This window comes from Shewanella sp. S1-49-MNA-CIBAN-0167, assembly GCF_040310145.1.
Lineage (GTDB): Bacteria > Pseudomonadota > Gammaproteobacteria > Enterobacterales > Shewanellaceae > Shewanella > Shewanella psychromarinicola.
The window spans coordinates 1-15424 of record NZ_JBEOPO010000061.1 but is presented as its reverse complement, the minus strand read 5'-3'; the positions used below and the strand labels follow the sequence as shown (position 1 = coordinate 15424).

The following is a 15424-nucleotide window of genomic DNA, read 5'->3' as shown; positions in this document are numbered from 1 at the left end:
AATTAATTTTGAAAGCCTGCTGGCTCTAGCTTGCTCTATAATTTGGCTGCCAATGTGAAAGATCAACAGCCCCTAGTGCAACCAGATTAAATAGCGCTGAATCGTCTACTCAATAATATATAAATTGGCACCGAATATGTGAACCAGCTAACAAAACCATTGCGAGTAAATTGAAGCCATTCAAAGATGCACATAATATACATGTAAATTATGTGCATCTTTGGAGTGGCTCATGTCAACACCGCAAACAACTGAACAGTTATCACTATTATCGCTGGTTGATTTAATCGATCATATTGAAGCGACTCACCATAGGTATATCCGTGAAACAGCGCCATTATTGATTGAGTACACCGAAAAAATGCTTCGTGCTCATGGTGATGATCATGATGAGATCAAACCATTGGCGCAATGTGTACGCGAGTTAATTGATGAATTAATGCCCCACTTGATGAAAGAAGAACAGATCCTGTTTCCAGCGATTAAATCCCTCAGCTTAGGTCAGCCTGTCAATGGCTGTTTTGGCCATATTGGCAACCCGATTAACATGATGTTGCACGAGCATGATAATGCCGACCTCATGCTTCATACTATTCGACGCTTAACCAATGACTACACTATTCCTGCAGGCGTTTGCCACACATGGCAAGCATGTTATCGCACCTTGGCTGAATTTGATGCCGACTTACAAACTCATATTGATGTTGAAAACACCCTATTGTTCCCCAAAACATTAGCGCTATAATTTGCTCAAATCCCCTTCTTGAGAAGCAACGCCGACTTAACCCAAGCGGATTTGCTTCCTTTTTTTAGCGAAACTTCATACAGTAACATTGCCAGCAATATTATGGAGTCAGTATGTCCCCTCATCATTACCCAACATTTGCCCTAGACGACATCGCCAATTTACATGAGTCTGCCCAAGTAGAGTTTAAGTTAGCGGGTGGACGAGACGGCAAGGGTACTTTGCCCGAAGGCATGTGGGAAAGTTACAGCGCTTTTGCCAATACCTTAGGCGGTGAAATTATTTTAGGCGTAAAAGAACAGCATGGTGATTTTACGATTGAAGGGATTGTTAATCCGATGCCGATGCTCAGTGAAATTTGGACAATTTTACAAAATCCGAAAAAAATCAGTCACAATATTTTAGCGCCGACTGATGTGCAAATTATCGAAATCATGTCTAAAAAGCTTATTCGCATCCATGTACCCTGCGTCGACGTAAAAATAAGACCTATCTACGTCGGCACCGATCCTTATAGCGGCACCTACTTTCGTGTAGGTGATGCTGATATGCATGCTAGCCGCGAGCAAGTGGAACAAATGAGCCTTAAAGCAGGTATCGACCTAAAAGGCTAAATCCGCGCTAAAGTAACTCGAGCAGTAAATCCAATTGGTTGATTTCAATATGCGGTAATACCGGTTGTGCTTTTTTATGCCGTTGCTGCATACATGGATTTAACCAGACACTTTGGCAGCCCGCCATTTTCGCCCCAGCAATATCGGACAGCGGATGATCGCCCACATGCAATAACGCCGACGGCCTAATATCTAACTGGCGGCAAGCGAGGGTAAACATGTCGGCTGCAGGTTTCATTTTAACACCATGACCTGGGTGTAATACAAATTGCATCACCTTATCTAACCCAATACGTTGGGTGTCGACATTACCATTGGTGATACCGATAAGTCGGTAGCGTTGACTGAGACGTTCTAGCAGCTGCATCACATTATTATCAATGGTAAAATTACTACGATGATGATGAAAACAGGTCATCCCATCTTGTGCCCCTTTACTGGCTTCAACTTCGCTATAATTAAAGTGTAAAAGACCTTGGTGCAACATGGCATAGCGGGCGGCACTGGTATCATGAGCTAACTCTGGGTGTAGCGTAAACAGCGCATGTTTGAGTTGCTGCCATTGATCGACATTCCATGCTGTTGTAGCGGGATAGGTTTGATTAATGAACCAAAACAGTTGCTCACTGGCATGCATTACATAAGGAAGGTTATTGTACAGCGTGTCGTCTAAGTCAAAACTAATCGCGCTAAACGTTTGTAGACGCTGATATTGGATTATTGAAGCTTTAGGCAATGGCGATATCATTATTTCCCCCTGTCTTTTTTCGCTCTTGGATGCGCGTTATCGTACACTTTGGCAAGGTGTTGAAAGTCTAAACTGGTATAAATTTGTGTCGTCGATAAGTTAGCATGACCGAGTAATTCTTGTACGGCACGTAAATCTTGGCTTGATTCAAGCATATGGGTTGCAAACGAATGGCGCAACTTATGCGGATGAACTTTGACCGCCATGGCTTGCTCTTGTCCCCACTTAGCCATACGCGCTTGAATACTACGATGAGACAATCGTTTGCCTTGACTGCTGACAAATAACGCCTCTCCGACTTCAGCGCAAGGTAGTTGATTACGGCAATTCAGCCAAGCGGTCAATGCCTGTAAGGCTAGCTTACCAATAGGCACAACACGCTGTTTACTGCCCTTACCCATGACTTTAACTTCACGTTGATCAAACTTGATGTCAGCGCGATCTAAGCTGGCTAGCTCGGCTAAACGTAAGCCACTTGAATAAAATAATTCCATAATGGCTTTGTCACGCAAACTCAAAGGATCATCGCCCGCTATGGACAATAAATGACTAACGGCATCCACATCCATATTTTTTGGTAAGGGTTTATTTTGTTTTGGCGCACTTAATGTCTGTGCTGGGTTTACCGTTACGGCACCTTCGCGCAATAAAAAATCAAAAAACTGTTTTAAGGCAGACAAACACAAAGACAAGGATCGAGGACTCAATCCTTTACGATGTAACCTTGCCAGTACAGATTGCAGTTGTTCACGAGTGGCATCTATGAGGTTGGTTGGTTCCGTTAAGATGGCTTCAACTCGACGCAGTTCAAACATATAGTTACGCACGGTATAGGCTGAAAGCTGTCTTTCTGAGGTCAAATGTTGGCTAAATATCGTTTGCCAGTCTGTTGGCTTCATCAAGGTACTCCCAGATTGTAACGACTCAGGCCGTCGCCATTTAAGCCTATTTCATTGTTGAAAAATGCTCGTTTAACACACTAAACTACGCTTTTTTGCCTTGAACTAAGCATAAATGACTTAGTACTGAGCATTTAGATTACATTTTGATACCAACATCTCAAATTAGAATGGCTACTAAGTGGTTACAAACGATTGACCTAATCCGTGTATCCTAAACAATACACTTGGCATTAACGATTACAGTTGCGGCAACATATGGTCCAGCAAACGACGCAATTGGCTAAATAACAACGAATCCATGTCGGGATGAAAATGGGTTGGATTTTTACTTGCGATGGCAAATATCACCTGGCCATTTTCATCAGATAATTTAGTTAATGCCACAGAGCCGACTTCGCTACCAAACAAACGTTTAGATTCTGACTGGGTTAACCGGCCAAAGTAATAACCGTTTTGGACTCGATGACGCCAAATCTTAGCTAATTCACTGTCGATATCGTGCACAGTAATCAACCTGACATGACTAAAGCCAAACTCGGTTTTTAACCCCTCTGACAGCACTAGGCGCAGCTCACCCAAGTCTTGGCTCGCAAGCATTTTAAACGATAACTCAGTATTAAATTTAAATATTCTCTCGTTATGAGTCGCAATATTCATTAGCGAAGTAATTTCTTCTTCGAGCTGACCCACTCGTTGACGCAATAGCTCTTGGCGGCGTTCAACTAATGATACCGCGCCGCGTTCAGTATGCGGTATACGCATGGCGACTAACAGCTCAGGATAGCGATTAAAAAAGTCAGGATTATCCAATAAGTATTCGCGGATCAACATGTCATCAAACGGCGCTTGCTGCATACTCACCATCATATCGGCACCAAGATCTTGGCCAATTGAATTAATATCTTTTGCTTGAGCGCTGCTAACAGTATCGTCAGTGGCCTCATTGGTTAAACTGGCTTCAGTGGTAATGTCACTCATAATTGTATTTGTCCGTCATATACGTGTTCAGCCGGTCCAGTCATCCACAGAGGTTTACCCTCACCGTCCCAATTGATCACTAAACTACCACCAGGTAAGTCAACTCTCACCTGCTTATCAAGCTTACCTTGTAATTGCCCAACCGCTGCAGCGGCACAGGCTCCTGTACCACAAGCTAACGTCTCTGCCACACCACGCTCATATACCCGTAATTTAATATGTCCAGGGGTAATGACTTGCATAAAGCCCACATTCACGCCTTTAGGAAAGCGCTCATGACGGGTTAACATACTACCAATTTCATCAACGGCCACGGTTTGCACATCTTCGACGTCGATGACACAGTGTGGATTACCAATTGAAATAGCGCCACATAAGTAAGTTTGCATTGAGGTTTGTAGTAAGTATGTTTTTTCGCTTTTTTTGGCTTTAAACGGAATTTGGCTTGGCTCGATAACAGGTACGCCCATATTGACTGTCACGTTACCATCACGCTCAATCCGTAAAGTGATTTTGCCTGAATTAGTACTCACGCGAATTTTATTTTTTTGGGTTAAGCCTTTATTTCGAACAAAACGAGCAAAACAGCGAGCACCGTTGCCACACTGTTCAACTTCACTGCCATCGGCATTAAAGATGCGATAATGAAAATCTAAATCAGGATCATAGGGCGGCTCGACCAACAGTAGTTGATCAAAACCAATCCCAAAATTGCGATCTGCAAGACGGCGAATTTGCTCAGGCGAAAAAAACACATTTTGTGTTACGCCATCAACAACCATAAAGTCATTACCCAGTCCGTGCATCTTAGTGAAATGGATCACAAAAGTTTCCTTATAAAACGTTATGCCGCTAGCTTACTGCCTATGGCAATAAATGTTCGCCTTGCCAAAGTTGTTGTAGCGTTTCGCGCTGACGAACAACAAAATCATCACCACCATCAACCATAATTTCAGCGACTCTTGGGCGAGAATTATAATTTGAGGCCATCGCAAAACCATAAGCGCCACTAGAACGAACCGCTAAGAAGTCACCCGCTTTTACCGCTAACTGCCTGTCTTTACCCAAAAAGTCACCGGTCTCACACACTGGGCCTACGATATCATAAGCAAACGTTGGCGCATCATTTTGTTGTACCGGAATAATATTTTGCCATGCGCTGTAAAGTGATGGACGAATAAGATCATTCATTGCCCCATCGACAATCGCAAAACGCTTATCGCTATTTTCTTTTAGATAAAGCACTTGAGTGACGAAAATACCTGCGTTAGCCGCAATCGCACGACCCGGTTCAAAAATTAACGTTAACTTACGTCCATTTAATCGTTCAAGTAATGCTGCAGCATAAGCATCGGGATGTGGCGGGGTTTCAGCGTTATAAGTCACGCCTAAGCCGCCACCTACATCAAAATGTTTTATCTCAATACCTAGCTCACCTAAACGGTCTATCAACGCAAGCATGCGATCCATCGCATCTAAGAAAGGTTTTATTTCAGTGAGCTGAGAACCAATATGACAATCAACCCCTTTAACATGTAAATGAGCTAATTGAGCCGCACGGGCAAAAACCACTTCGGCTTCATCCATTGCGATGCCAAATTTATTTTCTTTAAGACCTGTCGAAATATAAGGATGAGTACCGGCATCAACATCAGGATTAATCCGCAACGAAACAGGTGCCACTTTACCTAAGCGCCCGGCAACATCATTCAGCTGTTCAAGTTCGGCACTCGACTCAACATTAAAACAGTAAATTCCGATGTTGAGAGCTTGCTCCATTTCGGCAACGGTTTTGCCCACACCAGAAAAAACCACTTTGTTAGGATCGCCGCCCGCTTGCAGTACACGCGAGAGCTCACCGCCAGAGACAATATCAAAACCACTGCCTAAACGGGCCAATACATTTAATACCGCAAGATTTGAATTGGCTTTCACTGCATAGCAAATAAGATGAGGATGATCAGCAACGGCATTATTAAAGGCATGCCAATGACGCTCTAACGTGGCACGAGAATATATGTACAGCGGCGTGCCGTGAATCTTGGCCAATTTAGCTACATCGCAGTCTTCTGCGAATAGTGAATTATTTTGATAAGAAAAGTAATCCAAAATACGGTCCCTTATAAATGCTATTCTTGTTGTGAAATTGAGGATGGAGAGTCGAGTTCCTCTGTTTGCTTTAGCACATCTGTGCTGGCAGATTTTGGGGCGACTTTATTGACCACTGGCTCAGGTGTTTTGTACAAAACCCCTTTTTGACCACATGCGGTTACGAATAGGCTAGCAAGCATAATAAATAAAAGCAGTCTCATTTTTCTCAACATCTGTGCATCTAGTTAATAATGGACTTATAATCGCATTCATAACGCAGAAAGCAAAGGATAGAAATACATGGCTATTACAGATACTGAATTTCATCGATTAGCCGATGAAATGTTTGCCGAGATAGAAAACGCGGTAGAAAAAGCAATTGACGAGCAAGATGCCGATGTCGATATCAATGCAAGCGGCAATGTTTTGCAGCTGGCTTTTGAAGATGGTTCGCAAATCGTCATCAATAAACAAGAACCGCTTCATGAAATTTGGCTAGCCACGAAATCTGGTGGCTATCACTTTAATTATAATGACGAAAAATGGTTAGATACCCGTAATGGATTGGAATTTATGCCTTTCGTGATTGACGCAATTAACAAGCAAAGCGGTATTGTGCTCAAGATAAACCCATAAATGTCCCAGTGTTTGAGTTTGTGATAGAGATTGAGTGAGTTATTAAATAGTGATTGAGATTGGGCTTATGCTTAAAATGCTGAGCCCATCTCATCTTTTGACAAACCAAAGGGCATAACGGTTAATTCACCTTCTATGCGTACAAGTTGGAAAAACTGCGGCATATTAAAAACAGGATGTCGTTGTTTTTTCTCGTCAAATACGTATAAGTGACTTTCTTGGGCAACAAAATCATTGATGTTAGTATGTTGATATTGTAAATGCTCAAGCTGATTAATTTCATCCGCGATATACACATCCAGCATTTGATTACGTTTATGTAAAAAGTACTGTTTCGCACCCATCACTGTATATTGGTAGATCACCGATGGCGCACTCGAATGAGGATCATCCGCTAAATCAGGCCGCGGCAACACATAAGTTTCATCACTCTTTTTATGAGCCATCAAGTCACGTTTACGATACATCATCCCTAAGGAATTAAAATACAGACGGTATCGTTGATCACCAATCGTTATTGAATGCATCAATGTATTCGTCTGATCCGCCTTCTTCATTAAACCATAACAACGTAACAGCAGTGTTTTGAGCTGATTGAAAATCTGTTGCTTTAACTTGGCGGAGCAACTAATAATCGATAAATCAACTTGTTCATTCGAACGCTTTAATCCCAATATAATAAATGAAATCGCTTCAAGTAATGCGGTGTGACCGTTAAAACGATGACATTGCCATTCACCCCAACTGTCTAAGCACACGATTGCAACTGATGACAACATATTCTGTTTAGTTTGACCTAGCGATAAAACAGTGGCATTTGCATGATCCAGCATCGATTCTGGTCCATACCATTGAGTCGTCGGATCACCATCCATATTCGCAATAAACACAATTTTTTGATAAAACCATGGCTCACATAAATCGCGCTTAGACACCGTGGGCACATGATGCATGATAGGGATCAATTTACGCGAAAGGTAACCTAGCTTGTCAGCGCGCATTTTATTGCGCCCCACTTGAAACCAATGAGTCTCTGAAGTTGCCAGTCCATTCATCACTGACCACGCAACTAGGCTGCATATATTGTCAGCATCGTGTATCGCATGATTATCGAAAGCGTTTTGTTGATAACGAGTATCGACTTGAAACTGAGCCAGCTCGTCATAAGGTTGGCGATATAAATAAAATCGTGATGTCTTTAAACAATGGCGGATCGTCAACGACTTTTCCGCGGTCGATAAACTCCATAAACGATTCAGAGGCTGTAACAAATGGTCATCATCACTAAAATAAGTGTGTAATTTACGCGCCAACAAGCCGAGTTCTTCAACCCGCATACGTTCACTTAGCGTTTGTTTCGAGGCAAACTTTAATAGATTTTTGTAACTGACTAATAAAAGTTCACTGAGCTGCTGATTGAACCATTTTAACTGGCCGGCATGCCAATAAGGGCTATTATCCAATGTGGTAACTAGCTCATGGCTCCATGCCCATTGCTTAACCAGACTGTTAATTTTTTCAACCCGCCAGTCTATCGCACTATGAGGTGATAAACACGATAACGTGACACCAGACTTTAAGTAAAAACAACGTCTGACAATTTCTAAACGATTACTATCTCCCTGAGCAATCAAGTAGGCTTCAATACGTTGATAAAGCAGTAAATAGGCATCATTTTCAACACTAAAATCTTGTTGTTGACAATATTGCCAAATTTGTTGGCTTATTAGCGTGGTATGGGGATATTCCGAAGCATATGTTTCCAGTAATAATACTTTTAACAAGGCTTTATGGGGGTTATTTAAGCCCTTATAAAGCTGCCATAATGAGGCGCCAAAATACTCTGCTGCTGGCAGAGAGTTGATATCGCCAAGATACAGTAAGTTAGGATCAGATTCAGTATCTTGACTATCTGCATCGGGCCACCAAGCGACAACTTTGCCTGCGAGTCGAATGTGAGAGCGGTAAAACTCTTCTAACAATAGCCAATGTTGGCTACTACCACTGTGTTCTATGCCTACTGACTGGCAATTATCAAATGCGCTGCATTCTCTAAATTGCATGGGATGCACAAGATAAAAGTTAACTTCAAACTCAAAACCGGCAAACCAGTCAGTAATGAGTTTGTTCTTATATTCGATTAAGTTAAGCTGGTCTTGGGTAAGATTACTGTTGTAAACCAACCAGATATCTATATCACTTTGCGGGTTTTGTCCAAAACTGGCAGTGCTACCCATGGCATATATGCCTTCAAAAGCCGTAGCACTTGAATCAATAGCCTCCGAAATAGGTAAACTCAAGGCATCACATGCTGAAATCATCGCGTCTGACAATATAAAATTGTGTATTCCACACGGCGTCTTAGGATCAATAATGTCAGAAACATCTATTTGATTATATTGAATTAAAAATGGGATGAGATGAAATAAATGTTGCTGTAAATCAGGCAACACATTAAGCACTCTAGTCAATCTGATGCTATTTAGTTTCTCAGCTAGATCCTTTTGATAATATGCCGTTTTATCGGTCAAGACTCACATCCTTTATACTTTGGCTAATACAAACGCTTAAAAACAAACCGTTAATAACAAATAATTATAAGAAACTAATTTATTATTACAATTACCACCAATAAAACCAACTAACCTCATGTTTTCGCCAAAACAGTGACAATGGTAGCACTTTTTTAGTTTCGCCAGAAGTTAATCGAGGATCTAGGCCCAGAATAAGCTCTACAGACTTCAAACAATTGCCATCGATTTGTTACATCATCGCTTGAGCAATGATAGCATTACCTCAATGAGGCTATCTGATGGATCTACTACAATGTCTGAAAATATAATTCGTATCGCAACACGTAAAAGTCCACTGGCAATGTGGCAAGCTGAATTTGTCAAAGCTGAACTTGAACGCATTCACACTGGATTAACCGTTGAACTATTGCCAATGAGCACCAAAGGTGATGTCATTTTAGATACTCCGTTGGCTAAAATCGGTGGCAAAGGACTGTTTGTCAAAGAGCTTGAAGTTGCCATGCTTGAGCATCGTGCCGATATTGCAGTGCATTCAATGAAAGACTTGCCGGTAGACTTTCCAGAAGGGTTAGGGCTTCAAGTTATTTGCGAACGTGAAGATCCACGCGATGCTTTTGTATCAAATAATTATAAATCTATCAGCGAATTGCCTCAGGGCGCGGTGGTAGGCACATCAAGTTTACGCCGACAGTGCCAAATTAGAGCCGCTCGCCCTGATTTAGTGATCAAAGATTTACGCGGTAATGTTGGCACCCGTTTAGCCAAGCTCGACAGCGGTGATTACGCAGCCATTATCTTGGCAGCTGCAGGATTAATACGCTTAAAATTGAATGACCGTATTGCAGGTTTTATCTCTGCCGAAGAGTCACTTCCAGCTAATGGCCAAGGTGCGGTGGGTATTGAGTGCCGTACCGATGATGAGCGCGTTAAGGCATTATTAGCGCCACTTGAACATTTAGAAACCCGTTATAGAGTGCTTGCTGAAAGAGCAATGAATTCCCGTTTAGAAGGCGGATGCCAAGTCCCTATTGGTGCTTTTGCTGAAATTAACGGTGATACCTTAACCTTACGAGGTTTAGTCGGTAATCCTGATGGTAGCCAAATAGTCCATGGCACAGTATCGGGCGCTAAGCAGGATGGTATAGCTCTTGGTAAATCTCTTGCAGAAGATTTAATCAGTCGCGGCGCTAAAACTATTTTAGATGCTGTGTATGGCCGTTAATATTTTGTCATCAAGATAACAGACGATGAAAGTCTTGTTAACGCGCCCACTCGGGCGCAATCTAGCAATGGAGGAGCAACTCTCACGTCGAGATGTTGCTTATCTTGTTACTCCACTTTTAGCGATCATTGATACAAACGAATCGATTACTAACGCCGTACTAGACCAAACTGATAATTTATTATTTATTAGTACCAATGCCGTCGATTTTGCCGCAAAAAAACTCCACAACAATTTCCCCTCATATTGCCGTTATTTTGCTGTCGGTCAAGCAACGGCTGATAGCCTAGCCCAATATAATATCCATGCCGTTAGCTCGCCAGAAGACAGTCAAGATAGCGAAGGTTTATTGTCACAACCCCAATTACAGCATGTCGAAAAACAATCATTTATTATTGTTCGAGGCTTAGGCGGACGAGAAACACTCGCTGAACAGTTACAACTACGTGGCGCCAATGTGAGCTACTGGCAGGTCTACCAACGCGCGCTACCAAAACTTGACGGCAAAGAGATAACTCAACACTGGAAATCGTTTGGGATAGATACCATTGTGATTACCAGTGGTGAAATATTATCCAATTTAATCGAGCTTGTACCAAAAGAATTATTTGCATGGTTACGTGCATGTCATATCATAGTCCCCAGTAATCGCGTCGAGTTACAAGCTAAAGCAATGGGATTGAGCCATATTACCAATGCAAATGGAGCCAATACTCAAGCTATACTAACGAGTCTTGCTTTATAATTTGTTCTTGTATTGTTATGTTGCATCGACACGCATTTATTAATATTGCTTTTATTGGTTATATTTTTGCTTTCAAGGACTGTTCATGGAAAACAATAAAAAAGATCCAAACTCGCCAGCACACAAGGATGAGAACGTTATGTCTCCTGCGCCAAGTCCAACGGACAATCCGGCACAGGCCAAAAAAGGCAATGCGACCAGCCAGCAGTCTGCTGACAGCAAAACCAATAATAATCAGTCTAATCCCTCTGCAAAATCCTCTGTGAATTCTCCTGTAAATTCTCCTGTAAATAAGAGCCGACGCAAAGCTAAACCTAGCTCTTGGTGGATCCGCCTTGGAGTCTTGTTCAGTTTAATCGTGGCAATAATTGCTATCGCAGCTTGTTATTGGCTCTATTTGCAGCTTGATCAACAAGGCAATGACCAAGCTCAGTTGGAACAAAGTCTCACTGAGCAAGTAACACAAAATAAATCGTTAAAAGATGAATTACAACAAACGACAATGGCAACCAATAAGCGCATTGGTACACTAGATCAACAACAGTCAAACGATACCAAAGCTTATGCGAAGTTGGCCGATCTGCAGCAATCAACTAAACAATTGCAAGAACGCGTCGCCATTATTGCCCAGCGCAGTCCTAACCATTGGATGGCATCAGAAGCGGAATACCTAGTGCGCATGGCGGGCCGAAAGCTGTGGTTAGAAAATGATCCACAAACTGCAATTGGTTTATTACAGTCAGCAGATGAGCGCATCAGCGCCATGAAAGATCCTGCATTAACATCTCTGCGTAAGGCCTTAGCTGATGACATCACCAACGTTAAAGCATTAAAAACCACAGACGTAACCAATACTATTTTTGACCTAGATATCCTTATCGATGGCTTAACACAATTAACGTTAAATCGTGTTGATGAAAATTTTGCTGCAACCAAAAATACCCCTCCAGTAACGGACTCAATTGACGACTGGCAACAGAACCTGGCCCGTACTTGGCATGATTTAACTGATGGCTTCATCACTATCCGTAAACGTACTACTGATTTAGAACCGCTATTGTCACCGGATCAACAGTGGTATTTGGTCGAAAACATTCGCAACAAATTACTGCAAGCACAATTAGCATTGTACCGTTTTGATCAAGTGAATTATCAACAGTCTATTTCTTTAGCAGACAAGTGGTTACAACAGTACTTTGATTTAAGGGATCCAAAGACCAAAGCAACGATTAAGTCTTTAGATAAACTTGCCAAGGTTAAGATTGACAAAATTACACTCAATAAATTTCAAGCATCGCCACTACTGCAGCAACTCGTTATCTATGGTGAGATTATGCCTACTGAGGAGCCTGCACAATGATTAAGACGCTAGTTTATGTGGTGCTCATTTTAATTGGACTGTGTCTCAGTCCACTTATTGTTGGGCAAAGTGGTTACGTGTATATCGCGATTGGCGACTACCAAGTCGAAACCAGTTTAGTAGTAGGAGTGATTGGATTAATTGTATTTTATTTTGCGCTGCAATTACTCGAGTGGTTAATCGTCCTTCTATTAAATATCGTACTAAGCAGCCGATATCTTCCAGAAGAATGGCGAAGAAAAGCGGCTAAAAAACATACTTTAATCGGCGCTTTAGCACTGGCAGAAGAAGATTGGCCAGCGGCAGAACGAGCCATGGCTAAAGGTGCTGAAAAAGGTGAAATTCCAGTATTAAACTTATTTGCAGCGGCCAGAGCAGCACACTATCAAGGTGATATCACCGCGCGGGATCATTATTTAACTCAAGCAGAGGTCCACCCTATCGCAAAAACGGCGGTATATACTTCGCGTACTCGTTATTTAATCAAGCAGGGTGAATTCGTTAAAGCCCGTGCAATACTAGATACACTCAGCCCCACAAGTAAAAGCAGTGCCCCAGTGTTGAAACTGGCTCAAGAATTATATCTACAGCAACAGGATTGGCAGGCATTAAAGTTGCTGTTACCTATTTTGAAAAAGCGCCAATTGTTAGCTGAAACGGAGTGGAGTCAATTAAACACTAAAACGAACAATATTTTAATGTTGAATGCAGCAAAAACCTCTGAAGCAGAGTTGAATAAATGTTGGCATTGGTTAAATAAGTCAGAACGTAAACAAGATGAATTAATATTAGCTTATGCTCATGGCCTTATTCAGTATGGTCACAAAGAACAAGCGATAAAGTTAATTCATAAACAAGTTAACGCTTCGCCATCGGCGGCTTTATTTTCGGCAATACCAGATTTAATTAGTGCACAAGATCAAGATATACGAAAATTACTCGGCCGATTAGAAACCTCTCATGAAAATGATGCTGACTATCAAATGTGCCTAGCAAAACTTGCCATTCAAAGTCGTGACACTAAACAAGCCAAAATTCATTGGCAAAACGTATGTCGCATAGCACCCACTCATCAATCATGGCTCGCGTTGGCGCAAGCACAAGAACAGTTGGGTGAAAACTCTACTGCGGCCCATAGCTATCGCAACGCGGCTAATATCATGTAAACAGTGATTTTATTATTTGGTACACACTTAAAGCCTGCAATTTGCAGGCTTTTTTTGTTAAATTTGTTAACTTTTTGTTTATTAGGCCGATATATAGACAGAAGAGTTAATCCAAAATAGTGAACTTATCGTGACTTAAAACGTACAACATGGTTAGAATAGACATCATAATAATATCTTTATATATCAAATTCAACACCTTAGTTAACAATCTATTAAACGTCAAAAAATTGACTATTTTAGCAACCAATGATATTATTCTTAGTAGATTGTTTCTAAATTTATTTTAATGTTAATACTGATAGGTTAATACGCAGATACTTTGCATATTAACCTATTAATATCTTAAGTGTATCAAAGCTGTTGGGAGCTTCAAATGGGATCGATGACTACATCAAAGAATGGAATACTTTCTGCTTCAGAAGGTTCGGTGACAATAACTATTAACAATGAAACCAAGGAACTACAACTTGGTCAGACAGCTCCGGCAGGCGCAATAGTCGCTAGCAGTGATGAGCTTGGTTTTGTTATAACTTTTGATGACGGTACTATTTTTAATAGTGCTAATACTCCTAATGATGAATCACTCATAACACCAGCTGATACTAATAATGATGCGATTGTTGGACAAGCAGCAGATCAACAATCTTTGGATGAAATAGAAGCCTTACAGGCATTGATTGCATCTGGCGAAGACCCAACTGAAGATTTACCAGAAACTGCCGCTGGCACCCCAACTGTCAACCAAGGTGATTCTGGTTATGTTGCTGTAACACGAGATGCTGGCGAGACAATTGCAAATGCAGGCTACGACACGACAGGACAAACTGCTGCCCCAACAGCAGTGACTCAAGAAGAAATTGTTATTGAAAATGATTCCCCATCGATTTTATTAAATGACGTCATTACAGTTAACGAAGATCAAGTTGCTTCTGGCAATGTACTCGATAACGACAGCGATGTTGATTCAGATTTAAGCGTAGTCAGTTTTGAAGTAGATGGTCAAACCTATCCTGCAGGTACAGAAATCGAGCTTGAAGGTGGCGTGCTCGTTATCAATCCTGATGGTTCTTTTACTTTTGCTCCTAATGAAGATTGGAATGGTCAAGTTCCGGTTATTACCTATACCACCAATACTGGCATTACCGCGACACTAACGATTGAAGTTACGCCTGTTGATGATGCGTCTGTACTTGTTAATGACAGCAATAGCGTTGCAGAAGATACTGCCGCCACCGGAAACGTATTAGATAACGACAGCGATGTTGATTCAGATTTAAGCGTAGTGAGCTTTGAAGTTGACGGCCAGACTTATTCTGCCGGTACCGAAGTGACTCTGGATGACGGTGTTTTAGTTCTTAACGCTGATGGCTCGTACACGTTCACGCCAAATGAAAATTGGAATGGCCAAGTCCCTGTCATCACCTATACCACCAATACTGGTGTTACCGCGACACTAACGATTGAAGTTACGCCTGTTGATGATGCGTCTGTACTTGTTAATGACAGCAATAGCGTTGCAGAAGATACTGCCGCCACCGGAAACGTATTAGATAACGACAGCGATGTTGATTCAGATTTAAGCGTAGTGAGCTTTGAAGTTGACGGCCAGACTTATTCTGCCGGTACCGAAGTGACTCTGGATGACGGTGTTTTAGTTCTTAACGCTGATGGCTCGTACAC

Annotated in this window: 15 protein-coding genes; 8 read left to right on the top strand and 7 right to left on the bottom strand. The window is 41.7% G+C overall.

Going from position 1 to position 15424, the window contains the following annotated elements; all coding sequences use genetic code 11:
• Positions 1 to 232 precede the first annotated feature (232 nt).
• Both AAEZ00_RS19700 and AAEZ00_RS19695 read left to right on the top strand, forming a co-directional pair.
• Positions 233 to 745, top strand: coding sequence for a hemerythrin domain-containing protein (locus AAEZ00_RS19700; protein WP_335688245.1), 513 nt, complete (start codon positions 233 to 235; stop codon positions 743 to 745).
• A gap of 113 nt (positions 746 to 858) precedes the next feature.
• A complete protein-coding gene (locus AAEZ00_RS19695) occupies positions 859 to 1359 on the top strand; it encodes an AlbA family DNA-binding domain-containing protein (RefSeq protein ID WP_351078310.1) in 501 nt (166 codons plus the stop codon).
• Positions 1360 to 1366: 7 nt separating this feature from the next.
• On the opposite strand, the gene AAEZ00_RS19690 is transcribed toward AAEZ00_RS19695, so the two are convergent.
• The 6 genes from AAEZ00_RS19690 to lptM form a co-directional block, all read right to left on the bottom strand.
• Complete coding sequence (locus AAEZ00_RS19690; protein WP_335688243.1) at positions 1367 to 2107, bottom strand: HAD-IA family hydrolase; 741 nt, start codon at positions 2105 to 2107, stop codon at positions 1367 to 1369.
• Complete coding sequence (gene xerC, locus AAEZ00_RS19685; RefSeq protein WP_351078313.1) at positions 2107 to 3006, bottom strand: tyrosine recombinase XerC; 900 nt, start codon at positions 3004 to 3006, stop codon at positions 2107 to 2109. Before xerC ends, AAEZ00_RS19690 begins: the two co-directional genes overlap by 1 nt.
• A 240-nt stretch (positions 3007 to 3246) precedes the next feature.
• On the bottom strand, positions 3247 to 3876 hold the full coding sequence (locus AAEZ00_RS19680; RefSeq protein ID WP_351089563.1) for a DUF484 family protein: 630 nt from the start codon (positions 3874 to 3876) through the stop codon (positions 3247 to 3249).
• Between the two features lie 107 nt (positions 3877 to 3983).
• Positions 3984 to 4811, bottom strand: coding sequence for a diaminopimelate epimerase (gene dapF, locus AAEZ00_RS19675; protein ID WP_101032980.1), 828 nt, complete (start codon positions 4809 to 4811; stop codon positions 3984 to 3986).
• 40 nt (positions 4812 to 4851) lie between these two features.
• Positions 4852 to 6096: a diaminopimelate decarboxylase gene (gene lysA, locus AAEZ00_RS19670; RefSeq protein ID WP_335688240.1), complete on the bottom strand. Its 1245-nt coding sequence runs from the start codon at positions 6094 to 6096 to the stop codon at positions 4852 to 4854.
• Positions 6097 to 6116: 20 nt separating this feature from the next.
• Positions 6117 to 6299 (bottom strand): LPS translocon maturation chaperone LptM, encoded by a 183-nt coding sequence (lptM, locus tag AAEZ00_RS22445; RefSeq protein WP_502959342.1) that lies wholly within the window; start codon positions 6297 to 6299, stop codon positions 6117 to 6119.
• A 79-nt stretch (positions 6300 to 6378) separates the two neighbouring features.
• Between lptM and cyaY the strand changes: the two genes are divergently transcribed.
• Positions 6379 to 6714: an iron donor protein CyaY gene (cyaY, locus tag AAEZ00_RS19660; protein ID WP_101032983.1), complete on the top strand. Its 336-nt coding sequence runs from the start codon at positions 6379 to 6381 to the stop codon at positions 6712 to 6714.
• Between the two features lie 71 nt (positions 6715 to 6785).
• On the opposite strand, the gene AAEZ00_RS19655 is transcribed toward cyaY, so the two are convergent.
• Positions 6786 to 9245 carry a class I adenylate cyclase gene (locus tag AAEZ00_RS19655; RefSeq protein WP_351089561.1) on the bottom strand — a complete coding sequence of 820 codons (2460 nt, stop codon included), beginning with the start codon at positions 9243 to 9245 and terminating at the stop codon, positions 6786 to 6788.
• 295 nt (positions 9246 to 9540) lie between these two features.
• Between AAEZ00_RS19655 and hemC the strand changes: the two genes are divergently transcribed.
• The 5 genes from hemC to AAEZ00_RS19630 all read left to right on the top strand — a co-directional run.
• Positions 9541 to 10470, top strand: a complete 930-nt coding sequence (gene hemC, locus AAEZ00_RS19650; RefSeq protein ID WP_351089559.1) for a hydroxymethylbilane synthase — start codon at positions 9541 to 9543, stop codon at positions 10468 to 10470.
• A 25-nt stretch (positions 10471 to 10495) separates the two neighbouring features.
• Positions 10496 to 11215 carry a uroporphyrinogen-III synthase gene (locus tag AAEZ00_RS19645; protein WP_351089557.1) on the top strand — a complete coding sequence of 240 codons (720 nt, stop codon included), beginning with the start codon at positions 10496 to 10498 and terminating at the stop codon, positions 11213 to 11215.
• Between the two features lie 85 nt (positions 11216 to 11300).
• The gene (locus AAEZ00_RS19640) at positions 11301 to 12575 is read left to right on the top strand and encodes a uroporphyrinogen-III C-methyltransferase (RefSeq protein ID WP_351089555.1); all 1275 of its coding nucleotides are present in this window, start codon (positions 11301 to 11303) and stop codon (positions 12573 to 12575) included.
• Positions 12572 to 13741, top strand: coding sequence for a heme biosynthesis HemY N-terminal domain-containing protein (locus AAEZ00_RS19635; protein WP_101032988.1), 1170 nt, complete (start codon positions 12572 to 12574; stop codon positions 13739 to 13741). The genes AAEZ00_RS19640 and AAEZ00_RS19635 overlap by 4 nt, the downstream gene beginning before the upstream one ends.
• 376 nt (positions 13742 to 14117) lie before the next feature.
• On the top strand, positions 14118 to 15424 hold a 1307-nt coding region (locus AAEZ00_RS19630), incomplete at its 3' end, for a retention module-containing protein (RefSeq protein ID WP_351089553.1).

Excerpts from the sequence above, each read along its gene's own strand:
- AAEZ00_RS19700 (WP_335688245.1), top strand. The coding sequence starts at position 233 with ATGTCAACACCGCAAACAACTGAACAGTTATCACTATTATCGCTGGTT.
- AAEZ00_RS19695 (WP_351078310.1), top strand. The coding sequence starts at position 859 with ATGTCCCCTCATCATTACCCAACATTTGCCCTAGACGACATCGCCAAT.
- AAEZ00_RS19690 (WP_335688243.1), bottom strand. The coding sequence starts at position 2,107 with ATGATATCGCCATTGCCTAAAGCTTCAATAATCCAATATCAGCGTCTA.
- xerC (WP_351078313.1), bottom strand. The coding sequence starts at position 3,006 with ATGAAGCCAACAGACTGGCAAACGATATTTAGCCAACATTTGACCTCA.
- AAEZ00_RS19680 (WP_351089563.1), bottom strand. The coding sequence starts at position 3,876 with ATGATGGTGAGTATGCAGCAAGCGCCGTTTGATGACATGTTGATCCGC.
- lptM (WP_502959342.1), bottom strand. The coding sequence starts at position 6,299 with ATGAGACTGCTTTTATTTATTATGCTTGCTAGCCTATTCGTAACCGCA.
- cyaY (WP_101032983.1), top strand. The coding sequence starts at position 6,379 with ATGGCTATTACAGATACTGAATTTCATCGATTAGCCGATGAAATGTTT.
- hemC (WP_351089559.1), top strand. The coding sequence starts at position 9,541 with ATGTCTGAAAATATAATTCGTATCGCAACACGTAAAAGTCCACTGGCA.
- AAEZ00_RS19645 (WP_351089557.1), top strand. The coding sequence starts at position 10,496 with ATGAAAGTCTTGTTAACGCGCCCACTCGGGCGCAATCTAGCAATGGAG.
- AAEZ00_RS19640 (WP_351089555.1), top strand. The coding sequence starts at position 11,301 with ATGGAAAACAATAAAAAAGATCCAAACTCGCCAGCACACAAGGATGAG.
- AAEZ00_RS19635 (WP_101032988.1), top strand. The coding sequence starts at position 12,572 with ATGATTAAGACGCTAGTTTATGTGGTGCTCATTTTAATTGGACTGTGT.